At 68.2% G+C, this 20883-nt stretch carries 20 protein-coding genes; 13 read left to right on the top strand and 7 right to left on the bottom strand.

The genetic code is table 11. The features are described from left to right. Nucleotides 1-27 precede the first annotated feature (27 nt). Entirely contained in the window at nt 28-654 is a 627-nt protein-coding gene (thiE, locus tag GO608_RS12060; protein ID WP_169199117.1) for a thiamine phosphate synthase, read from the bottom strand. After that, a complete protein-coding gene (gene thiD, locus GO608_RS12055; RefSeq protein WP_169199116.1) occupies nt 647-1492 on the bottom strand; it encodes a bifunctional hydroxymethylpyrimidine kinase/phosphomethylpyrimidine kinase in 846 nt (281 codons plus the stop codon). Before thiD ends, thiE begins: the two co-directional genes overlap by 8 nt. A 135-nt stretch (nt 1493-1627) precedes the next feature. Here thiD and GO608_RS12050 point away from each other — a divergent pair, with 135 nt between their 5' ends. The 11 genes from GO608_RS12050 to GO608_RS12000 all read left to right on the top strand — a co-directional run bounded on the left by GO608_RS12050 (nt 1628) and on the right by GO608_RS12000 (nt 14652). Then, nucleotides 1628-1780 (top strand): rubredoxin, encoded by a 153-nt coding sequence (locus tag GO608_RS12050; protein WP_211159447.1) that lies wholly within the window; start codon nt 1628-1630, stop codon nt 1778-1780. Nucleotides 1781-1884: 104 nt separating this feature from the next. After that, nucleotides 1885-2271, top strand: coding sequence for a response regulator (locus GO608_RS12045; RefSeq protein WP_169199114.1), 387 nt, complete (start codon nt 1885-1887; stop codon nt 2269-2271). Nucleotides 2272-2294: 23 nt separating this feature from the next. Further along, a complete protein-coding gene (locus GO608_RS12040) occupies nt 2295-2660 on the top strand; it encodes a response regulator (RefSeq protein WP_169199113.1) in 366 nt (121 codons plus the stop codon). A gap of 5 nt (nt 2661-2665) precedes the next feature. After that, nucleotides 2666-3181: a chemotaxis protein CheW gene (locus tag GO608_RS12035; RefSeq protein ID WP_169199112.1), complete on the top strand. Its 516-nt coding sequence runs from the start codon at nt 2666-2668 to the stop codon at nt 3179-3181. 51 nt (nt 3182-3232) lie between these two features. Further along, on the top strand, nt 3233-5377 hold the full coding sequence (locus GO608_RS12030) for a methyl-accepting chemotaxis protein (RefSeq protein ID WP_169199111.1): 2145 nt from the start codon (nt 3233-3235) through the stop codon (nt 5375-5377). 21 nt (nt 5378-5398) lie between these two features. Further along, nucleotides 5399-10765 carry a hybrid sensor histidine kinase/response regulator gene (locus GO608_RS12025; RefSeq protein ID WP_169199110.1) on the top strand — a complete coding sequence of 1789 codons (5367 nt, stop codon included), beginning with the start codon at nt 5399-5401 and terminating at the stop codon, nt 10763-10765. 128 nt (nt 10766-10893) lie between these two features. Beyond that, nucleotides 10894-11460 (top strand): YqgE/AlgH family protein, encoded by a 567-nt coding sequence (locus tag GO608_RS12020; protein WP_169199109.1) that lies wholly within the window; start codon nt 10894-10896, stop codon nt 11458-11460. Continuing rightward, complete coding sequence (gene ruvX, locus GO608_RS12015; protein WP_169199108.1) at nt 11453-11923, top strand: Holliday junction resolvase RuvX; 471 nt, start codon at nt 11453-11455, stop codon at nt 11921-11923. The genes GO608_RS12020 and ruvX overlap by 8 nt, the downstream gene beginning before the upstream one ends. Continuing rightward, complete coding sequence (gene pyrR / locus GO608_RS12010) at nt 11910-12410, top strand: bifunctional pyr operon transcriptional regulator/uracil phosphoribosyltransferase PyrR (protein ID WP_169199107.1); 501 nt, start codon at nt 11910-11912, stop codon at nt 12408-12410. The genes ruvX and pyrR overlap by 14 nt, the downstream gene beginning before the upstream one ends. Further along, nucleotides 12403-13374 carry an aspartate carbamoyltransferase catalytic subunit gene (locus GO608_RS12005; RefSeq protein WP_169199106.1) on the top strand — a complete coding sequence of 324 codons (972 nt, stop codon included), beginning with the start codon at nt 12403-12405 and terminating at the stop codon, nt 13372-13374. The genes pyrR and GO608_RS12005 overlap by 8 nt, the downstream gene beginning before the upstream one ends. Continuing rightward, nucleotides 13375-14652 carry a dihydroorotase gene (locus GO608_RS12000; RefSeq protein WP_169199105.1) on the top strand — a complete coding sequence of 426 codons (1278 nt, stop codon included), beginning with the start codon at nt 13375-13377 and terminating at the stop codon, nt 14650-14652. A 98-nt stretch (nt 14653-14750) separates the two neighbouring features. Here GO608_RS12000 and GO608_RS11995 read toward each other — a convergent pair whose 3' ends face one another. From GO608_RS11995 to GO608_RS11980, 4 genes are read right to left on the bottom strand one after another with little or no spacing between them, the layout of a single operon-like run. Beyond that, nucleotides 14751-15044: a DUF167 domain-containing protein gene (locus tag GO608_RS11995; protein WP_169199104.1), complete on the bottom strand. Its 294-nt coding sequence runs from the start codon at nt 15042-15044 to the stop codon at nt 14751-14753. Nucleotides 15045-15049: 5 nt separating this feature from the next. Then, nucleotides 15050-15628, bottom strand: a complete 579-nt coding sequence (locus GO608_RS11990) for a YggT family protein (RefSeq protein ID WP_169199103.1) — start codon at nt 15626-15628, stop codon at nt 15050-15052. 6 nt (nt 15629-15634) lie between these two features. After that, nucleotides 15635-16447 carry a pyrroline-5-carboxylate reductase gene (gene proC / locus GO608_RS11985; RefSeq protein WP_169199132.1) on the bottom strand — a complete coding sequence of 271 codons (813 nt, stop codon included), beginning with the start codon at nt 16445-16447 and terminating at the stop codon, nt 15635-15637. Between the two features lie 8 nt (nt 16448-16455). Further along, entirely contained in the window at nt 16456-17157 is a 702-nt protein-coding gene (locus GO608_RS11980) for a YggS family pyridoxal phosphate-dependent enzyme (RefSeq protein ID WP_169199102.1), read from the bottom strand. Nucleotides 17158-17261: 104 nt separating this feature from the next. On the opposite strand from GO608_RS11980, the gene GO608_RS11975 reads away from it, so the two are divergent. After that, nucleotides 17262-18305, top strand: a complete 1044-nt coding sequence (locus tag GO608_RS11975; RefSeq protein WP_169199101.1) for a type IV pilus twitching motility protein PilT — start codon at nt 17262-17264, stop codon at nt 18303-18305. A gap of 150 nt (nt 18306-18455) precedes the next feature. Then, entirely contained in the window at nt 18456-19589 is a 1134-nt protein-coding gene (locus tag GO608_RS11970; protein WP_169199100.1) for a PilT/PilU family type 4a pilus ATPase, read from the top strand. Nucleotides 19590-19677: 88 nt separating this feature from the next. Here the strand turns inward: GO608_RS11970 and GO608_RS11965 are convergent, their stop codons facing one another. Next, nucleotides 19678-20838, bottom strand: a complete 1161-nt coding sequence (locus tag GO608_RS11965) for a THUMP domain-containing class I SAM-dependent RNA methyltransferase (RefSeq protein ID WP_169199099.1) — start codon at nt 20836-20838, stop codon at nt 19678-19680. Between the last annotated feature and the right edge of the window lie 45 nt (nt 20839-20883).

The raw sequence follows: 20883 nt of genomic DNA, 5'->3' as shown, positions 1-20883 counted from the left end.
CATTTGAAGGGAAAAAAAGCGGACGCGTCAGGCGTCGAACAGCGTGCGGTAGGCGGCGGCGCGCGCACCCGGATCGGGGGCGTCGAAGACGTCGGCGACGACCGCGAGAAGACTCGCGCCGGCCGCGATCACTTGCGCCGCGTTGTCGAGCGTGATGCCGCCGATCGCGGCGAGCGGCACCTCGAGTTCGCACCTGCCGCGGACGAACAGCTCGAGCGGGGCGCGCACCGCGGCCGGTTTCGTCGCCGACGGGAACATCGCACCGAACGCGACGTAATCGGCGCCCGCCGCACATCCCGCGACCGCGCGCGACCATTCGTTGTAGCAGGTGACGCCGAGAATCCGGCCCGGCCCGAGCGCGCGTCGCGCCGCGTCGAGATCGCCGTCCTCGCGGCCGAGGTGCACGCCGTCCGCGTCGGTCGCGAGCGTGAGCTCGAGGCTGTCGTTGACGATGAACGGCACGCCGGCTTCGCGGCACAGCGCCGCGATCTGCCGCGCCTGCCCGAGCCGCAGCGCAGCGTCCGGCTGCTTGCTGCGGTACTGCAGCAGCGCGGGCCGCCCGCCGAGCGCGCGCTCGACCTGCGCGACGAGCGTTGCCGTGTCGGGACAATCGGGCGTGATCAGGTACAGCCCGCGCAGGCGTGGGTCACGCATCGTCGCGCTCCTCGGGCCGCGCCCAGAAGAAGCGGTCAGGCAGCGCCAGCCCCATCCCCGGCCGGTACGCGCCGGACAGCGCCTGAAACGTGAACTCCTGCGCTTCGCGCACCGCTTCGGGAACTTCCATGCCGTGCGCGAGCGCAGCGGCGACCGCGCCGGCGAGCGTCGCGCCGGCGCCGAGGAAACGTCCCGGCAGCCGCTCCCACGCATCGGTGCGCACGACGCCTTCGGCCCCCATCAGGATATTGACGACCTGCGGCCCCGGCTCGCCGGCTCCGGTCAGCAACACGTATTCCATGCCGAGCGCAAGCAGGTGCGCGACCGCGTCTTCGAGCAGGAGCTGCTCGTCGGCGTCCGCGTCCTCGAGGCTGGCGTTCGCGAGCCGCAGCACTTCGTGGCGGCTCGCGACGAGCACCGTGACCTGAGGCAGGACCAGTTCGGCCAGTGCCGCGAGCATCTCGTCTGCCGCGCCTTCGTCGCCATCGACGTACGACAGCGCGGGCTCCATCACGAGCGGCAGATCCGGGTAGTCGGACAGGATTTCGGCGATCGCGGCGACGTTCTCGACGTTCCCGACCAAACCCAGCTTGAGCGCCTGCACCGGGATGTCTTCGAGCACTGCGCGCGCCTGCGCGGCAACCGCGTCGGCATCGAGCGCGAAGAGCTCCTCGATGCCCCGCGTGTCGCGCACCGCGACCGCCGCGACCACTGTCAGCGGGTGGCATCCCATGCTCGCGAGCGTCAGGACATCGGACTGCAGGCCGCCCCCGCAGGTCGCGTCGCTGGTGGCAAAACAGAGCACGGAAGGCGGAACGTCGAGGGTACCGTAGGACATTTATTCAGGCTACCTGCAGTGGGGTACGCCGGCTGGTCTGGCGCGGCAGGGAAAATGCGGTAAGATGCGGCGGATTTTACAGCCAATTCGCGCCGAGCACGCCGCCAGATGCCCAACACGCAACACAGCACCTGGATGTGCCTGGTCTGCGGCTTCATCTATGACGAAGCCGTCGGACTGCCCGCGGAAGGTGTCCCGCCGGGCACCCGCTGGGAAGACCTTCCGCCGAACTGGACCTGCCCCGAGTGCGGAGCCCGCAAGGAAGACTTCGAGCGGGTCGAGATCTGAAGTGTACGGAATGTCCGCGCAGGCCAGGCGGAACGGCGGGCCCTGACCCTGGTCCGGTTGCGCCGCGGAAGGGCCGCAAGAACGAACCAGCAAGGATTGACGTCATGGATCTGACCGGACTCAGGGTGATGGTGATCGACGACAGCAACACCATCCGGCGCAGCGCCGAGATCTTTCTGACCCACTCGGGCTGCGAAGTGCTCCTCGCCGAGGACGGCTTCGATGCGCTGGCGAAGATCGCCGACCATCGCCCCCATGTCATTTTCGTCGACATCATGATGCCGCGCCTCGACGGCTACCAGACCTGCGCGCTGATCAAGAAGAACCCGCGGCTTTCGGCGACGCCGGTGATCATGCTGTCGTCGAAGGACGGGCTGTTCGACCGCGCCCGCGGCCGCATGGTCGGCTCCGACGAATATCTCACCAAGCCGTTCACGAAGGACAGCCTGCTCAGGGCGGCAGCTGTCCACGCCAGCCGCACCACCGATTGACCGCCACGGGAGCACCGGGACAAATGACGATCAAGAAAATTCTCGTGGTCGACGATTCGCCGACCGAACGCTTCGCCCTGACCGAGCTGCTGTCCGCGCGCGGCTACCAGGTGGTCACGGCCGAAAACGGCGAGGACGCGATCGCCAAGAGCAAGAGCGAAATGCCCGACCTCATCCTGATGGATGTCGTCATGCCCGGCATCAACGGCTACCAGGCCACGCGCATGATCGCGCGCAGCGAATCAACCCGCTCGATCCCGATCATCATCTGCACCACCAAAGGCCTCGAGACCGACCGCATCTGGGGCATGCGCCAGGGCGCGCATGACTATCTCGTGAAGCCGGTCGACGGCGCCGAACTGCTCGTCCGCATCCAGGCGCTGGGCTGAGGCGGATGGCGAAGCGACTGAGCCTGCGCGAGTTCCAGGAAGACCTCGTCCGCCGTTTCGCCGAAGCACGCAGCGGTGACCGCCACGCGCTGCTGGGCGTGCGCGCAGGAACGGAAAACTGGCTGATCAACCTGACCGACACCGGAGAGATCCTGCCGGTGCCGCCGCTCGTGCCAGTGCCGCTCGCATGCGAATGGTTCCGCGGCCTCGTGAACGTGCGCGGCACGCTGTTCAGCGTCGTGGACTTTTCGGCCTTCCACGATGGCGCGCCGATCGATCCGGGCGGCGCCACGCGGCTGCTGCTGGTGGGCATGCGTCACGGCGCCAATTGCGCGCTGCTCGTGTCGCACGCGATCGGCCTGCGCAGCCCCGACGATTTCCAGCCGGACCATAACGGGGGCGACGATGCGCGGCCATGGGTCCAGGGCCGGCTGCGCGACGCGCGGGAGCGTCTGTGGCTGAAGCTCGACGTCCCACAACTCCTTGCGCATCGCAGCTTCCTGAACGCTGCCATCGACTGACGCAAACCCGTTTTTCCCCTGAACGACGATCCGAACTCGCGGAGCAAGAACATGGCCCTCAAGCTTCCAAAGCTGGACTTCACCATCGCCAGGACGGCCTACGTCGAGGACGCGCCGGCCGCGACCACGATCATGGAAGCGCCGCTGCTGCGCCGCCCTGCGGCGAAGGAGCGGAAAGCGCCGCGGCAAAAGCGCGCCCGCACCGCGTCCGAAAAGATCACCCTGCTGGGGATCGCCTTCGCGCTGACGACGATCGCGGGTCTCGGGCTGATCTTCCACCAGTTCCGCGAATCGGGGAACGTGACGACCTACATTTCCGTCGCCGGCGAAATGGAAACGCTGTCGCAACGGATCGCCAAGGCGGCGCAGCTGTCGCTGCAGGGCAACCCGCAGGCGTTCGTGGACCTGCGCAGCGGGACGAGCCGCTTCGCCGAACTTCTCGACACGCTCGATCAGGGGGGCTCGATCGCCGGCAGGGAAATCCCGCCGGTGCCTGCCGTCGGACAAGCCGGAATCGACGCGCTGCGCGGCGCGTGGAGCGAAACCGCCCGCAACGCCGCCCGCCTGCTCGACCAGGAGAAGACCCTTCTCACGCTGACCGACTCCATCACGACGCTAAACGAGGAAGACGAACAGCTGTTCGAGCAGGCCCGACACCTTGCGCAAGTCCAGCTGCAGACCCAGGCCTCCAACGCGGACCTCGTGGCGGCGAACACCGTCGTGATGTTGACGCAACGCCTCACGAAAAACGCGAACGCGCTGCTCGCCCCCAATGCGGTCGAACCGCAAACGGCTACCGCGCTCGGCAAGGATGCGCGCGCCCTCGTCGACCTCGTCGCCACGATCACACAGGCGACGACGGATCCTGCGGCGCGCGCGCGCCTGCAAACATTCGAGGCGCACGCGCAGAACACTCTCGGCGCAGTCACCCGCATCGTCGATAACATCGACGTCCTCGTGCGGGCGAAACAGGCCGGTCGCTATATCTTCTATCGTGATTCCGAGGCCCTGACGACCCACGTGCGCGCGCTGTCCCACACCCTCGACGAGAGCTCCCGCGGCCTGACTCCGGCGACACTCGGGATCGCCGTCGTCGCGCTGCTCGGTCTGGCGATCCTCGGCCTGATGGCGAAAATCAACAATGCGGAGATCGCTGCGCGCGGTGCCGAAGCCGAAGCGTTGCGCAAGAACGCCGAGAACGAACACAACCTTGCCCAGCAGGCGATCCTGCGGCTGATGAACGAGATGGGCGAACTCGCCGACGGCGACCTGACGGTGCGCACGACCGTCTCCGAGGACATCACCGGCGCGATCGCGGACTCGGTCAATTACACGATCGAGGAACTCTCGGTGCTGGTGCGGCGGATCAACGACGCTGCGGGCCGCGTTACCGCCGCGACCGAATCGGCGCAGCGCACGTCGACCGAGTTGCTCGACGCGACCGGACGCCAGTCGCAGGAGATCCAGGAAGCGGGCGCCGCCGTGCAGCAGATGGCACGCTCGATGACCGAATCATCCGAACTCGCGTTGCGCTCGGCGCAGGTCGCACGGCGCTCGCTCGACTCGGCGCACAAAGGCGCCGGTGCCGTCGAGAACACGATTCGCGGCATGAACGACATTCGCGGCCAGATCCAGGAAACCTCGAAGCGCATCAAGCGGCTCGGCGAGTCGTCGCAGGAAATCGGCGAAATCGTCGAGCTCATCTCGGACATCACCGAACAGACCAACGTCCTCGCGCTGAACGCGGCGATCCAGGCCGCGTCGGCCGGTGAAGCAGGGCGCGGCTTCACCGTCGTCGCCGAAGAAGTGCAGCGCCTGGCTGAACGCTCGGGCGAAGCGACGAAGCAGATCGCAGCGATCGTGAAAACGATCCAGACCGACACCAAGGATGCGGTCGGCGCGATGGAAACGGCAACGCGCGACGTCGTCGAAGGGGCGCAGCTGTCCGACGCCGCAGGTCAGGCGCTGGCCGAGATCGGCGACGTATCGACGGAAACGGCGCGTCTCATCGAACAGATTTCCGGCGACACGCAGCAACAGGCCGCGGCCGCGACGCGCGTGGCCGAAGCGATGAAGGAGATCCTCGCAGTCACCGAGCAGACGGCGCGCGGCACGCAGCAGACCGCTGTGTCGGTGGGCCAGCTGGCGGACCTCGCGGTCGAGCTCAAGGGCTCGGTGTCGGGCTTCAAGGTCTGACCCGCGCCATCGAGGACGCCCATGAGCCACCCTGACGCCCTGGATCTGGGCCCGCTGACCTGGGTCAAGACCGAAATCGACCTCGCGCTCGCGCGCGCCGACGAATCCCTCGAGCAAGCGCTCGGCGCAACGGGAGCCACCGCCTGCGTCCAGTTTGCGCAGACTCATCTCCACCAAGCGTGCGGCGCGCTGTCGATCGTCGGCCTCGACGGGCTGAGCCAGTTCGCGTCCTCGCTCGACCAGCTGCTGGGCCTGCTCGCGCACGGTGAACGGCCGATCGACGCTTCGACCGTGGAGCTCGCACGCCGTGCGCTGGCGACGATCGGCAACTATCTCGAAGAGCTTGTGCACGGCACGCCGGATCAGCCGCTGCGCCTCCTGTCGCTGTACGAGGAAATCGGCGCTGTCCGGGGCGTCGGGCCGCTGTCGCCGGCGGAACTGTTTTTCCCCGACCTCTCGCTGCGTCCGGCGCGCCGGGGCGTGGCGGAGGGATTGGCCGAGGACGTCCGCCAGCAACAGCTGCGCGCCCACCGCGCGCTGTTCCAGCGTGGCCTGCTGCAATGGCTGCGCACCCCCGCGGACGCTGCCGGTCCGCAGACGATGCTCACAGCGGTCAGTGAGATCGAAGCTCTGCATACGGGCAGCCCGGTCGGTGTACTGTGGTATGCCGCACAGGCTTTCCTCGAGACGCTGATCCATCAGGACCTGCCGGCACGGCCGGAAATCAAGCGCCTGTGCTCGCAGCTCGATGCCCAGCTCAAACGCCTGTCCGACATCCCCGTCGTCTTCCCCGACCGCCTCGTGCGCGAGCTGCTGTACTGGACCAGCCAGGCGCCGGCGCGCACCGATCACCAGAAGGAGGTCCGAGCGACCTGGCAACTCGACGCGCTGCTTCCGGAACCCGGCGCGACAGTCAGCGCGGCTCCGCTCGCGGCGCTGCTGAAGACCCTGCAGGGGCTGATGAGCGCGGCGAAACAGGCCTGGGACGGCTTCGCGGAAGGCCACGCCGTGGAGCTGCCGCGCTTCGACGCGCATCTCGCCGAGCTCGCCGCACAAGCCTCCCGGCTCGGCCGCCCGGCGCTCGACCGGCTGCTTCGCGGCATCGTCGAGTTCATCGCATGGCTGCGCAAAGACCCGCTGCACTGCAACGATGCGATCGCGCTGGAGGTCGCGACCGCGCTGCTGCTGTGCGAAGCCGGGCTCGAGCGCGGCGCACCGGGTGCCGGATTTTCCGTGCACGTCGACGATACGGTGGTGCGCCTGGAAGCGCTCGCGCGAGGCGAGCCGGTTGCCGCTGTCGAGCGTTCGCCGGCAACGGAGGCGGCACGCCGTGCGCAAGAGCGCGACGCGCTCGGGCAGCTTTCGCGCGAAATCCTGTCGAGCCTTGCACAGGTCGAGCAGGTTCTCGACGATTTTTTCCGCAACGAGCAAAAACGCGCGCCGTTGGCGAACCTCGCAAAGCCGCTCAGGCAGATCGCCGGCGCGCTCGCGCTGATCGGCGACGCGCCGGCCGTCGCCCTCGTCGATGACGCCGCCGACACGATCGCCGGCTTGGCAGACGCCGGGCAGGGCCTCGATCAGGGCGAACACGAACGGCTCGCGCGGCGACTGTCGGCGCTGGGTTTTTACGTCGAAGCCCTGCAGCACGGCCCGGTGCGGCTGGAACGCTTCCTCGACGCGCAAGACGTCGAAGAGACGCCGGCCCCCGCGCCCGCCCCCACGCCCACCGCCGCGCAGGCCGCAGAGCCTGCCGCGGCACCGCCGGCAGCCGAAGCCGCCGGACTCGATGCCGAACTGCTCGCGATCTTCATCGAGGAAGCCCATGAAGTCCTGGCAGCGATCGGCGAACGCCTCGACCTGTCGTGCCGCGATGCGGACGCGCCCGAGCATCTCGTCGCGATCCGCCGCGGTTTCCACACTCTCAAGGGCAGCGGCCGCATGGTCGGTCTGCACGACCTCGGCGAGACCGCGTGGGAGATCGAACAGACGCTGAACCGCTGGCTGCAGCTCGAGCGGACACCCTCACACGCCCTTCACCGGCTGATCGACGCGGCCCGCACGCTGTTGCTGGAATGGGTGCGCGATCTGGAAGCCGGCCGAAGTCAGGTGCGGGACGTCGCGGCACTGGTCGTCGACGCGCAGCGTCTGCGCAGCGACGAGAGCGCGGTCGACGCGTCGCCCCCGGCCGCACCGGAGGTAATAACCGAGCCGCAGGCGATCCCCGAATCACAGGCGATCCCCGAATCACGGGCGATCCCCGAGCTCCAGGCGACCCCCGAAGCACCGGCTGAAATCGCCCTACCGGAAGACGAGGCGCCGCCGGTGTTTTCCGCGCCTCCCGCCGAACACGACGCGCTCCCCGACTGCGCGCCGCTCGACGAGGCGAGGGCCGACGCCTTCGCACCGAGCACGCCCTTCGGCGACGACGACCTCGACGACGACCTCCTTGCCGGCCTCGAAATCGAGAGCTCGATCTTCGATTTCGGCGATCTTCCGGGAAGCGATCCCGAAGCGACCTTGTTGCCGTTCGAGCCGGAGGTGTTCGGCCTCGCACCGGGCGCGTCGTTCGAAGCCGCTGCCGCGGCGTCCCAGGCTGACGAACCGGCCGCACTGCCCGCAGCCGCCGAGCGGGAAGTCGTGCGCATCGGCGCCGCGGAAATCAGCCGACCGCTCTATGACCTCTACGTCGGCGAAGCGCGTCAGCATCTCGCGGCCCTGCACGCCGAGCTCGCGCGACTGGACGCCAATCCGACCCTGATACCGGCGGAGGAAGCGCTTCGCGCCGCGCATACGCTGGCGGGAATCTCGGGCACCACGCGGCTGATGCCGCTGCACGAGCTCGCACGCGGATTCGAGCACGCGCTCGAACGCCTGCGCGACACCGCCCAGGTCCCGACGGCCGAACAGACTGCGCTGCTGAAGTCCGTGAACGACACGCTCGACGCGATGCTGGCCGAAGTCGTCGCGCGCCGCATGCCGCTCGCAGTGCCGGAGCTCGTCGAGCAACTCGACGACGTCGGCCGCGAGACGCCCCTGGAAACCGGAATCGAAGCGGCGCCAGGCATGCGCGGCGTCACGAGCCCCGACAACACGCTCGCCGCCCGACCGGTCGAGGCCGCAAGCGTGCCGTCCGGGCCCGCCTCCGCGGTCCGGGACGAACTCGACGCGCAGCTGCTGCCGGTTTTTCTCGACGAAGGCGCGGAGCTGCTCGGCGAGCTGCACGCGGCGCTGCGCCGCTGGCGCGCGGGCGGGGCGACCGATGCCGCGCAAGCCACGGCACGATTGCTGCACACGCTGAAGGGCAGCGCGCGCATGGCCGGCGCGATGACGCTCGGGCAGCACGTCCACGATCTCGAAGCGCAGCTCGTGGCCGCGCTCGAACGCGGACAGGAGCCGGCCGGCGGGCTGATCGACGAACTGACCGCCGGGCTCGATCAGGCCGAACAGCTGATCGACGCGATCGCCGGCGGCGAGCCCGCACAACCGGCGCCTGCACCGGACGACGCGGCGCCGGCAACGCCAGCCGAGCCGGAAGGGGCGAGCGGCGCTGCGACTTTGCGCGTGCGCGCGGACGCGGTCGATCGCTTCGTCAACCAGGCGGGCGAAATCGGCATCACTCGCACCCGCGTCGCCGGCGAACTGCGCACGCTGCGCCGCTCGCTGCTCGACCTGACCGAAAACGTCATCCGCCTGCGCAACCAGCTGCGCGAAGTCGAGCTCCAGGCCGACGTGCAGATGCAGTCCCGCCTCGCGCGCAGCGACGCGCACGACGGCGAGTTCGACCCGCTCGAGATGGACCGCTACACGCGGCTGCAGGAACTCACGCGGATGATGGCCGAGAGCGTCGGAGACGTGACGACCGTCCAGCAGAGCCTGTTGCGCAACCTCGATGGCGCGGAGCTGGCGCTCAACAGCCAAGCGCGCCTGTCGCGGGATCTGCAGCAGGCGCTGATGCAGGTGAGAATGGTGCCGTTCGACAGCCTCGCCGACCGGCTCTACCGGGTCGTGCGCCAGAGCGCGAAGGAACTGGGCAAGCGTGCCGACCTCGACTTGCGCGGCGGACGCATCGAAATCGACCGCAGTGTGCTCGAACACCTGGTCGCGCCGCTCGAGCATCTGCTGCGCAACGCCGTCGCGCACGGCATCGAACATCCAGACGCGCGACGCGCCGCCGGCAAGAGCGAAATCGGCCAGATCACGCTCAATGTGAGCCAGGAAGGCAACGAAATCGCGATCGCGCTCGCCGACGACGGCGGCGGCCTCGACTACGAGCGCATCGCCGCACGGGCGCGCGCAAGCGGCCTGCTCGGCGCCGACGAGGCGGCCGACGAGTGGCGTCTGACGAACCTGATTTTCATCCCGGGTTTTTCGACTGCCGACAGCGTGTCGCCGGTCGCCGGCCGCGGCGTCGGCATGGACGTCGTGAAGTCCGAGACGGCGGCGGCGGGCGGTCGCATCGACGTTCATTCCGAGGTCGGCCGCGGCACCGAGTTCCGCATCCATCTGCCGCTCACGCTCGCCGTCACGCAGGCCTTGCTGGTCCGCGCCGGCAGCCGGACTTACGCGATCCCGTCGAGCATGATTGCGCAAGTCCTCGAACTCAAGGCCGAGCCGCTCGACGCGCTGCGCCGCGAAGGCAGCACCGAGTGGCAGGGCCGGCACTTCGCATACCGCTATCTTCCGCAGCTGCTCGGCGACGGCTTCGCCCGGCCCCCCGAGCAGCGCTTCAACTGGGTCCTGCTGCTGCGCGTCGGCGCGCAGACGCTCGCGCTGCACGTCGATGCGCTGCGCGGCAACCAGGAAATCGTCGTCAAGAACGCCGGCCCGCAGCTTGCTCGCATCGTCGGCATTTCCGGTGCGACAGTGCTCGGTGATGGCGAGATCGTGCTGATCCTGAACCCTGTCGCACTGGCGAGCCGTCGCGTCGCCGAAGCCACCGCGAGCGCGGCAAACGCCGGCGGCGAAGCGCCGGAACCGCTGGAGCCGTTCGAGGCGGCGCCGGTCCGTGTCCCCACCGTGATGGTCGTCGACGATTCGCTCACGGTGCGCAAGATCACCGGACGCCTGCTCGAACGCGAAGGCTATCGGGTGGTCGTGGCGAAGGACGGCGTCGATGCGCTGGAGCGGCTGCTCGAAGCGGTGCCGGACATCATCCTGTCGGACATCGAGATGCCGCGCATGGACGGCTTCGACCTGCTGCGCAACATCCGCGCCCACGAGCATACGCGCGACGTGCCAGTGATCATGATCACGTCACGGCTCGCCGACAAACACCGCGAGTACGCCGGACGCCTCGGCGCGAACCACTATCTCGGCAAGCCGTACGACGATAACGAGCTGCTCGGGCTGCTGCGCAACCATACCGGGCGAGCGGCCGTGCCGGCCTGACGACGCGTGCGGAGAAAACGGCGGCCTGGGAGCGTCAGTTGCTACGCGGGAGCACGAGGAAGCTGCGGCGAAAAATCCCTTCCGCCGCATTCCTGCGCATCCTCGCCACGACGAGCTAAAATGCAGCCATGAGCGCAATCACTTCGAATCTCACGCACCATTTCCTGATCGCCATGCCGAACATGGCCGATCCGCATTTCGTGCGCAGCCTCACCTACATCGCCGAGCACAACGAGCAGGGCGCATTGGGAATCATCGTCAATCGACCGATCGACATGACGCTCGCGGCACTGTTCGAACGCATCGACGTGCCGCTCGAAGCCGACGGGCTCGCCGGCCAGCCGGTTTATTTCGGCGGCCCGGTGCAGACCGATCGCGGCTTCGTGCTGCATCGTCCGGCCGGCGAATGGCATTCGACGCTCGTCGTGAACGACGAAGTCGGCCTGACGAGTTCGCGCGACATCCTGCAAGCGGTCGGCAGCAGCGGCGAGCCGCCCGAAGTGCTGGTGACGCTCGGCTATGCGGGCTGGACCGCCGGTCAGCTCGAGCAGGAGATCGCCGACAACAGCTGGCTGACCGTGCCGGCCGACCTCGCGATCGTTTTCGGACTCCCGCCCGAGGAGCGTCTCGCTGCGGCGATGCAAATGCTCGGCATCGACTTCGCGAACCTGAGCGAGTCTGCGGGGCATGCCTGAGGCGCCGGGACCAGCGCCCGCCGCCCTGCCCGCCCGCGGCACCCTGCTCGGCTTCGACTTCGGTCTTGCGCGGATCGGCGTTGCCGTCGGCGAACTCGAAACCCGCCGTGCGAGCGCGCTGCTGACCCTACATGGCGAAGCCAGCGCGCCGCGCTTCGCGGCGATCGCGAAGCTCCTCGACGAATGGAAGCCGGTCGGACTGGTGGTCGGCATGCCGGCTCATCTCGACGGCACGCCCCACGAAATGACCGCCCGCTGCCGACGTTTCGCGAACCAGCTGCATGGCCGGTTCGGCCTGCCGGTGCTCGAATGCGACGAGCGGCTGTCCTCGGCCGCGGCGGACGCCGCCCTGGCCGAAGCCGGGACGCACGACTGGCGCGCCCGCAAGGAAGTCCTCGATGCGGTCGCGGCCCAGATCATCCTGCAACACTTTCTGGACACTCATGGACATGCAAAGCCTTGATGCCGAGGCGCTCTGCAAGACGCTGGTCGAGCAGATGCGCCCGCACGTCTCACCGGCGACCGCGCTGGTGGGCATCCATACCGGCGGCGTGTGGCTCGCCGAGCGCCTGCACCGCGCGCTCGGGCTGAGCCAGCCGCCGGGTTCGATCGACGTATCGTTCTACCGCGACGACTTCGGCTCGAAAGGCCTGCATCCGCAGCCCAAGCGCACCGAGATCCCGTTCACGGTCGAGGGCGCCGACGTGATCATCGTCGACGACGTGCTCTACACCGGGCGCACGACGCGCGCGGCGATCAACGAGCTGTTCGACTTCGGCCGCCCGGCGCGCGTCGACCTCGCGGTGCTCATCGACCGGGGCGGCCGCGAACTGCCGGTCGCGCCGCGCTGGTGCGCGCTGACCCTGCCCGAACCCCTGCCCGCGAACCAGAGCCTGCAGCTCGAAGCCGGCGCGACGGGCGAACTGACGCTGAGGCTGATCGATGCGTAATCCGCAGCTCAACAAACACGGCGAACTGCAGCACCTCCTGACGATCGACGGCCTGCCGCGCAGCATCCTGACGGCGATCCTCGACACGGCCGCGCCCTTCACCGCAGTCGCCGAACGCGAAGTGAAGAAGCTGCCGCTGTTGCGCGGCAAGAGTATCTTCAACCTGTTCTTCGAAAACTCCACGCGCACGCGCACGACTTTCGAGATCGCGGCGAAGCGCCTGTCGGCAGACGTCGTCAACCTCAACGTGTCGACCTCCTCGGCCGCAAAAGGCGAGAGTCTGCTCGACACCGTCGACAACCTGTCCGCGATGCAGGCCGACATGTTCGTCGTGCGCCACGCCGCGAGCGGCGCGCCGTTCCTGATCGCGCAGCACCTGTTCGCGACCGGGCGCGACCACATCCACGTCGTCAATGCCGGCGACGGGCGCCACGCGCACCCGACGCAGGGGCTGCTCGACATGTACACGATCCGGCACTTCAAGCGTGACTTCACGAACCTCACCGTCGCGATCGTCGGCGATGTGCTGCATTCGCGCGTCGCCCGCTCGCAGATCGGCGCGCTGACGACGCTCGGCGTGCCGGAAGTGCGCGTCATCGGCCCGAAGACGCTGCTGCCGACCGACGTCGAGCGGCTCGGCGTGCGCGTCTTCCATGACATTCGCGAAGGCCTGCGCGGCGTCGACGTCGTGATGATGCTGCGGCTGCAGAACGAGCGCATGAACGGCGCGCTGCTACCGACGCCGCAGGAGTTCTACAAAGTGTGGGGCCTGACTGCCGAGAAGCTCGCGCTGGCGAAGCCCGACGCGATCGTGATGCACCCGGGGCCGATGAACCGCGGCGTCGAGATCGATTCCTCGGTCGCGGACGGCGCGCAGGCGGTGATCCTGCCGCAGGTCACGTTCGGCATCGCGGTGCGCATGGCAGTCATGAGCATGCTGGCCGGTCAGCAGGGGAGCAAGTAAATGAAGATTCGCATCGCCAATGGCCGCGTCATCGATCCGGCCAATGGACTCGACGACACGCGCGACATGTATCTCGCGGACGGCAAGATCGTCGCCCATGGGCGCGCGCCCGACGGCTTCGCCGCGGAGCGCACGATCGACGCGACCGGCCTCGTCGTCGCACCCGGCCTGATCGACCTGGCCGCTCGCCTGCGCGAGCCGGGCTTCGAATACCGCGCCACGCTCGAATCCGAAATGGACGCGGCGATGGCGGGCGGCGTCACGAGCCTCGCGATTCCGCCCGACACCGATCCCGTGCTCGACGAACCCGGCCTCGTCGAGATGCTGTGCTACCGCGCGAAGAAGCTGAACCGCGCGCACGTCTATCCGGTCGGCGCATTGACGATCGGGCTCAACGGCGAGCGCCTGTCGGAGATGGCCGAGCTCGTCGAAGCCGGCTGCGTCGCGTTCGGCCAGGCCAACGTCCCGGTCGTCGACAGCGCGGTGCTGTTACGGGCGATGCAGTACGCCGCGACTTTCGGCTTCCGCGTCTGGCTGCAGCCGCTCGCGCCTTTCCTGTCGCGCGGTTTCGCGCACGACGGCGAAGTCGCGACCCGTCTCGGCCTGCCGGGCATCCCGACCGCTGCGGAAACGATCGCGCTGTATACCCACATCCAGCTCGCCCGCGCGACCGGCGCGCGCCTGCATGTGACGCGGCTGTCCAGCGCCGAAGGGCTCGCGCTGATCCGGCAGGCGCGCGCCGACGGGCTCGATGTCACCTGCGACGTGTCGATCAACCACCTGCACCTGTCCGAGATGGACATCGGCTACTTCAACAGCAACTGCCATGTCGTGCCGCCGCTGCGCAGCCAGCGCGACCGCGACGCCTTGCGACAGGGCCTTGCCGACGGCAGCATCGACGCGCTGTGCTCCGACCACACGCCGGTCGACGACAACGGCAAGCTCACGCCGTTCAGCGAATCCGAGCCCGGCGCGACCGGCCTCGAACTGCTGCTGCCGCTGACGCTGAAGTGGGCGCAGGAAACGGGGCTGCCGCTGGGCCAGGCGCTCGCCCGCGTCACGTCCGACGCGGCACGCATCGTCGGCATCACGAAAGCCGGACATCTCAGCGCGGGCGCACGGGCCGACCTGTGCGTGTTCGATCCGGCCGCCCACACGGCCGTGCGCCGCGACACGCTACGCAGCCAAGGCAAGAACACGCCTTTCCTCGGGCTGGAACTGCCGGGACGCGTGCATTACACGCTGGTCGAAGGTCAGGTGATGCACGAGCTGAGCTGAGCTCGAGCTGAACTCCGGCTTTTCGAGGGCGCGGCAGGGACCACTGCGATCGGGCTGGACCTTGATCCGTCGGGCCCGCCGCCTCCACCGCGAACGAGCTACCCGAGCGCGCGCAGCCGGGCGAGCGCTTCGCTGCCCGCCCCTTCGATCCGCACGCGTTTCGCGCGCGAGGTTTCGCCGCTGAGAAGGCTCACCGCTGAACGGCCGACACCGCAGAAAGCGGCGAGAAAAACCGTCAGCGCGGCATTCGCTTTGCCATCGACAGGCGGCGCAGCGAGGCGCAGCTTCATCGCTTCGCCGTGCAGACCGACAAATTCGGTCTTTTTCGCGCCGGGCTGCACATGCAGCGACAGGACGAGGCTGCCATCCCCGGCTTCACGCAGCCAGTCCACGCCCGTCAGCCCACGAGCAGCGCCGCAAAGTTGCCGCGCAGCCCGCTGACGACCATCAGCACGATCTGCAGCACCAGCAGCAGCACCAGCGGCGACAGGTCGACGTTCGCGATCGGTGGGATCACGCGGCGGAACGGCCGCAGGAACGGCGCCGACAGATTGTGGAAGACCGATGCCGCCGGAGCGTGCGGGCTGACCCATGACAGCACCGCCGACATCAGCACCACGGCGATGACGAGGTAGATCGCCATGCGCAACAGCTCCAGCAGGCCGAGGCCCCAGACGCCGAGCAGCAGCCCGGCGACGCTGCCGTCGAGCGGCACTCCTCTCACCCACAGCTCGATGAACACCATCAGCGTCTGCAGCACCCACGCCGGCACGAGGCTCGCGAGATCGATCCCCATCAGGCCAGGAATCACGCGACGCAGCGGACGGACGATCCAGTCGGTCGTCGCGACGACGAACTGGCCGATCTGGTTGCGGAACGACACCCGCTGCCACTGCATGAAGAAGCGGGCGAGCAGCATCAGCGTCAGGAAGCCGGCGGCAGTGTTCAGGATCAGGAGCAGCACGTTGCCGAGCATGGGCGATCAATCCTTTCCGAGCTGTTCGCCGAGTTCGCGGCCGCGCAGGTTCGCGGCGTGCACCGCGCGCACGATCGCGTCGAACACGCCCGACGACGCCATGCTCGCGAGCGCGGCCTCGGTCGTGCCGCCTTTCGAAGTCACGCGCTCGCGCAACACGGCGGGCGCCTCGTCGGAGCCGGCGGCGAGCTTCGCCGCGCCGAGCACGGTATCGAGCGCCAGCCGCCGCGCGGTTGCCGCATCGAAGCCGAGCGAGACGCCCGCCGCTTCGAGCGCTTCGATGAAATGGAACACGTAGGCCGGGCCGCTGCCGGAGACGGCCGTCACCGCGTCCATCTGCACCTCATTGGCGATCCAAACCGTGCTGCCGACGGCGCCGAGAATGCGTTCGGCCGACTCGCGCCCGGCGGCATCGACCGAAGGATCGGCATACAGGCCGGTGATGCCTGCGCCGATCAGCGCAGGCGTGTTCGGCATCGCGCGCACCAGCCGATCGTAGCCGCCGAGCCAGCGACCGACATCGGCGAGCCGCAGGCCGGCGGCGATGCTGACGACCACCTGGCGCGCCAGGCGCCCGGCCAGCGGCGCGACGGCCGCCTTCATCTGTTGCGGTTTGACCGCCAGCACGACGACGTCGCACGCGAGCACCTCGTCATCGACGGCCGGGGCCGTGCGGATGCCGAAGCGCTCCGCGAGGCGCGCGCGGCTGTCGGCCTGCAGGTCGACCGCCTGGATGTCCGCGCTCGCAAAGCCGCGCTCCGCGAGGCCGCCGATCAGGGCGGTCGCCATGTTGCCGCCGCCGAGGAAACTGATCTTCATGCGTTCCGTCATGCTCGCTCCTCGCGCACGTTCCGTGCGCCGAAAATTGCAGTGCCCACGCGCACCATCGTCGCGCCTTCGGCGATCGCCAGTTCCAGGTCGTCCGACATGCCCATCGACAATGTATCGAGCGCGAACCCAGTGTCGTTCAGCCCGTCGCGCAGCTGTCTCAACGTCGCGAAGCGCGCGCGCAACAGCGCTTCGTCGCCCCCCGCTTCGGGAATGCACATCAGGCCGCGCAACGCCAGGCGCGGCAGCTTCGTGACCGCCGCCGCGAGCGCCGGCACTTCGTCGGGCGCGACGCCGCTCTTGCTTGCCTCGCCGCCGACATTGACCTGGATGCAGACGTTCAGCGCCGGCAGCTCGTCGCCGCGCTGTTCCGACAGCCGTTCGGCGAGCTTGAGCCGGTCGACCGAGTGGACCCAGTGGAAATGCGTCGCGACCGGGCGTGTTTTGTTGCTCTGCAGCGGACCGATGAAATGCCATTCGAGTTGCAGCGCGTGCAGCTCGGCCGCTTTCGCGACACCTTCCCGGACGTAGTTTTCGCCGAATAGCCTCTGGCCGGCGTGCGCTGCCTCGGCCACGGATTGCGCCGGCTGCGTCTTGCTGACGGCGATCAGCGCGACGTCCTCCGGCGTGCGTCCCGACGCCCGGGCCGCAGCCGCGACGCGCCGGCGCACGGCTTGCAAGTTCGCGGAGATTGATGTCATATAGCGGCGGATTTCGGCCGTGGATCAGGCGAGCGAGTATAGCATCGCGACCGGGACGCCCCCGCGCCCCGCAATCCGCCCGGTCAACCTCAAGCGACAATCCCATGGACATCACCGAACTGCTTGCCTTCGCGGTCAAGAACAAGGCATCCGACCTGCATCTGTCGTCCGGACTGCCGCCGATGATCCGGGTGCATGGCGACGTGCGGCGCATAAACCTGCCACCGATGGAGCACAAGGACGTGCACTCGATGGTGTACGACATCATGAACGACGGTCAGCGCAAGCAGTTCGAGGAAATGCTCGAATGCGACTTCTCGTTCGCGGTGCCGAACCTCGCGCGCTTCCGCGTCAATGCGTTCAACCAGAACCGCGGCGCCTCGGCGGTGTTCCGGACGATTCCGACGAAAGTACTGAGCCTCGAGGAACTGGACGCGCCGAAGATCTTCAAGGAGATCGCCAAGCAGCCGCGCGGCATCGTATTGGTCACCGGCCCGACCGGCTCGGGCAAGTCGACGACCCTCGCCGCGATGGTCGATTACGTCAACGAGAACGACTACGGCCACATCCTGACGATCGAAGACCCGATCGAATTCGTCCACGAATCGAAGCGCTGCCTGATCAACCAGCGCGAAGTCGCCCGCGACACGCTGTCGTTCAACAACGCGCTGCGCTCGGCGTTGCGCGAGGACCCGGACGTGATTCTCGTCGGCGAGCTGCGCGACCTCGAGACGATCCGCCTCGCGCTGACCGGCGCCGAAACCGGCCACCTCGTGTTCGGCACGCTGCACACCTCGTCGGCGGCGAAGACCGTCGACCGGATCGTCGACGTCTTTCCCGCTGCCGAGAAGGACATGGTGCGCGCGATGCTGTCGGAGTCGCTGCGCGCGGTGATCTCGCAGACGCTCCTGAAGACCAAGGACGGCCAGGGCCGCGTCGCGGCGCACGAGATCATGATCGGCACTCCGGCGATCCGCAACCTGATCCGCGAGAACAAGATCGCGCAGATGTACTCCGCGATCCAGACCGGCCAGGCCGTGGGCATGCAGACGCTCGACCAGAACCTCGCGGACCTCGTGCGGCGCAACGTCGTGTCGGTCGGCGAAGCCAGGCTGCGCGCGCAGAACAAGGACAATTTCGCCGGCTGATTTTCACCGGGTGAGTTCCGCCGGGCGGATTTCGTCGGATAATTCCGGCCGGATTCGCCGCGCGCCGCAGCCCACCTGTTTCACCCCGATTGGCGGCGACAATCGGACGACCCGCCATTCACAGCGGACACTTTCCGCGGGAGCGCAGCAATGGAACGCGATCAGGCCCTGAAGTTCATGCACGACCTGCTGCGGTTGATGGTGCAGAAAAACGGCTCGGACCTCTTCATCACCGCGGGTTTTCCGCCGGCAATCAAGGTGGACGGGCGCGTCACGCCGCAGTCGAACCAGACGCTGACGGCGCAGCACACCACCGAACTCGCGCGCGCGATCATGAACGACCGCCAGGCGGCCGAGTTCGAGTCGACGAAGGAATGCAACTTCGCGATCTCGCCGCCGGGGGTCGGGCGCTTCCGCGCCAACGCGTTCATCCAGCAGGGCAAAGTGGGCCTCGTGCTGCGCACGATCGCGCAGACGATCCCGAATTTCGACGAGCTCGGCATGCCGGCAGTGCTGCGCGACATCGCGATGGCCAAGCGCGGGCTAGTGATTTTCGTCGGCGGCACCGGCACCGGCAAGACGACGTCGCTCGCAGCGATGGTCGACTTCCGCAACGAGCACTCGTACGGCCACATCATCACCGTCGAGGATCCGATCGAATACGTGCATCAGCACAAGAACTGCATCGTCACGCAGCGCGAGATCGGCATCGACACCGACAACTGGGAAGCGGCGCTGAAGAACACGCTGCGCCAGGCGCCCGACGTGATCCTGATGGGCGAAATCCGCGACCGCGAGACGATGGACTACGCGATCGCGTTCGCCGAAACCGGCCACCTGTGCCTCGCGACGCTGCACGCGAACAGCGCGAACCAGGCGATCGACCGCATCATCAACTTCTTCCCCGAAGACCGTCGTCCGCAGCTCCTGATGGACCTGTCGCTGAACCTGCGCGCGCTGATCTCGCAGCGCCTGCTGCCGCTCAAGGAGCGCAAGGGCCGCGTGCCGGCAGTCGAAGTGCTGCTGAATTCGCCGCTGATCTCCGACCTGATCTTCAAGGGCGAAGTGCCGGGACTCAAGGAAGTCATGAAGCGCTCGCGCGAGCTCGGCATGCAGACGTTCGACCAGAGCCTGTTCGACCTCTACGAGGAAGAGCGCATCAGCTACGAGGACGCGCTGCGCAACGCCGACTCGGTCAACGACCTGCGCCTGCAGATCAAGCTCCACAGCAAACACGGCGACAAGGACCTGGTGTCCGGCATCCAGCACCTCGGGATCGTGTGAAACTTTCGCGGCAGGGCGCTCCCTGGCCGGAGGCATCGCCCTACTCGCCCATCGCCCTACTCGCCCATCGCCCTACTCGCCCACCGCCCTACTCGCCGCCGGCCGGCTTGCGCCGCATGCTGCCGGCGACCATCCGGTATTCGAACAGCCGGCATTCGAGCGCGCCGTTGAAGAGCGGTGTACGCTTGCTCGCCTTGAGCCCGATCAGCTTGGGCAGCGCCGGGTCGGCCGTGAGGAAATAGCAGCGCCAGCCGCTCCAGCGCTGCTTCAGCGCGTCGCCGAACTGCGGATACAGCGCCGCCAGCTCTTCCGCCTCGCCGATGCGCACCCCATAGGGCGGGTTGGTCACCAGCACGCCCGACTCGGCCGGCGGTTCGAGCTTGAGGAAATCGGCGCGGTCGAGGACCACGCAGTCGCCGAGCCCCGCCGACTGCAGATTGACGCGCGCGCGCCGCACCTGCTCGCCGACGATGTCCGAGCCGTAGATCTTCAGCTGCCGCGGCGGCTGGCGACGTGCCTCGGCCGCGTGCCGGATGCTCGCCCAGGCTGCGCGATCGAGGTGGCGGAAGCGCTCGAACGCGAAACCGCGACCGAGGCCGGGCGCGATATCCAGCGCGATCTGCGCCGCCTCGATCAGGAAAGTGCCGCTGCCACACATAGGATCGAGCAGCGCCTCGCCCGGCTGCCACCCTGACAGCCGCAGGATGCCGGCGGCAAGGTTTTCCTTCAGCGGCGCTTCGACGGCCGCCGGTTTGAAGCCGCGCTTGTACAGCGGCTCGCCGGAGGTATCGAGGTACAGCGTGACGCGGTCGCGCGTCAGGAACGCGTGGATGCGGATCGCGGGGTTCGCGGTATCGACGCTCGGGCGCTTGCCGGTCACGGTGCGGAAGTGATCGCACACCGCGTCCTTGATGCGCAGCGTGATGAATTCGAGGCTGCGCAGTGGCGACTGCTTCGCCGTGACATGGATGCGGATGGTGTCGTCGACGGTGAACCACTTCGCCCACGTCACGCCGTAGGCGAGGCGATAGATATCCTCCTCGCTCTGGTAGCGGCCTTCGGCGAGCCGCCACATGACCCGGGTCGCGAGCCGGCTCTCGAGGTTGGCGCGGTAGCACACGCGCCAGTCGCCGGAAAAACCGACTCCGCCGTGCGTCGGTGCGATCGACGCGGCGCCGAGCGTCGCGAGTTCCTCGGCGAGCGTCGGCTCGAGGCCGCGCGGACAGGGGGAAAAAAAGGATTCGGACATATCGGGGGCCACGGCGGAAAAGGAAGGAGAATCGGAACGGAGGCG

Source organism: Aromatoleum buckelii (genome assembly GCF_012910785.2).
In the GTDB taxonomy this organism is placed as follows: Bacteria; Pseudomonadota; Gammaproteobacteria; order Burkholderiales; family Rhodocyclaceae; genus Aromatoleum; species Aromatoleum buckelii.
Note: the sequence above shows the minus strand (reverse complement) of the source record. Positions and strands in the feature narration are given on the sequence as shown.

Excerpts from the sequence above, each read along its gene's own strand:
- ruvX (WP_169199108.1), top strand. The coding sequence starts at position 11,453 with ATGCCTGAGGCGCCGGGACCAGCGCCCGCCGCCCTGCCCGCCCGCGGC.
- GO608_RS12000 (WP_169199105.1), top strand. The coding sequence starts at position 13,375 with ATGAAGATTCGCATCGCCAATGGCCGCGTCATCGATCCGGCCAATGGA.
- thiD (WP_169199116.1), bottom strand. The coding sequence starts at position 1,492 with ATGTCCTACGGTACCCTCGACGTTCCGCCTTCCGTGCTCTGTTTTGCC.
- GO608_RS12005 (WP_169199106.1), top strand. The coding sequence starts at position 12,403 with ATGCGTAATCCGCAGCTCAACAAACACGGCGAACTGCAGCACCTCCTG.
- GO608_RS12030 (WP_169199111.1), top strand. The coding sequence starts at position 3,233 with ATGGCCCTCAAGCTTCCAAAGCTGGACTTCACCATCGCCAGGACGGCC.
- pyrR (WP_169199107.1), top strand. The coding sequence starts at position 11,910 with ATGCAAAGCCTTGATGCCGAGGCGCTCTGCAAGACGCTGGTCGAGCAG.
- GO608_RS12050 (WP_211159447.1), top strand. The coding sequence starts at position 1,628 with ATGTGCCTGGTCTGCGGCTTCATCTATGACGAAGCCGTCGGACTGCCC.
- GO608_RS12035 (WP_169199112.1), top strand. The coding sequence starts at position 2,666 with ATGGCGAAGCGACTGAGCCTGCGCGAGTTCCAGGAAGACCTCGTCCGC.
- proC (WP_169199132.1), bottom strand. The coding sequence starts at position 16,447 with ATGAAGATCAGTTTCCTCGGCGGCGGCAACATGGCGACCGCCCTGATC.
- GO608_RS12040 (WP_169199113.1), top strand. The coding sequence starts at position 2,295 with ATGACGATCAAGAAAATTCTCGTGGTCGACGATTCGCCGACCGAACGC.
- GO608_RS12025 (WP_169199110.1), top strand. The coding sequence starts at position 5,399 with ATGAGCCACCCTGACGCCCTGGATCTGGGCCCGCTGACCTGGGTCAAG.
- GO608_RS11990 (WP_169199103.1), bottom strand. The coding sequence starts at position 15,628 with ATGCTCGGCAACGTGCTGCTCCTGATCCTGAACACTGCCGCCGGCTTC.
- GO608_RS12020 (WP_169199109.1), top strand. The coding sequence starts at position 10,894 with ATGAGCGCAATCACTTCGAATCTCACGCACCATTTCCTGATCGCCATG.
- GO608_RS11980 (WP_169199102.1), bottom strand. The coding sequence starts at position 17,157 with ATGACATCAATCTCCGCGAACTTGCAAGCCGTGCGCCGGCGCGTCGCG.
- GO608_RS11965 (WP_169199099.1), bottom strand. The coding sequence starts at position 20,838 with ATGTCCGAATCCTTTTTTTCCCCCTGTCCGCGCGGCCTCGAGCCGACG.
- thiE (WP_169199117.1), bottom strand. The coding sequence starts at position 654 with ATGCGTGACCCACGCCTGCGCGGGCTGTACCTGATCACGCCCGATTGT.
- GO608_RS12045 (WP_169199114.1), top strand. The coding sequence starts at position 1,885 with ATGGATCTGACCGGACTCAGGGTGATGGTGATCGACGACAGCAACACC.
- GO608_RS11975 (WP_169199101.1), top strand. The coding sequence starts at position 17,262 with ATGGACATCACCGAACTGCTTGCCTTCGCGGTCAAGAACAAGGCATCC.
- GO608_RS11970 (WP_169199100.1), top strand. The coding sequence starts at position 18,456 with ATGGAACGCGATCAGGCCCTGAAGTTCATGCACGACCTGCTGCGGTTG.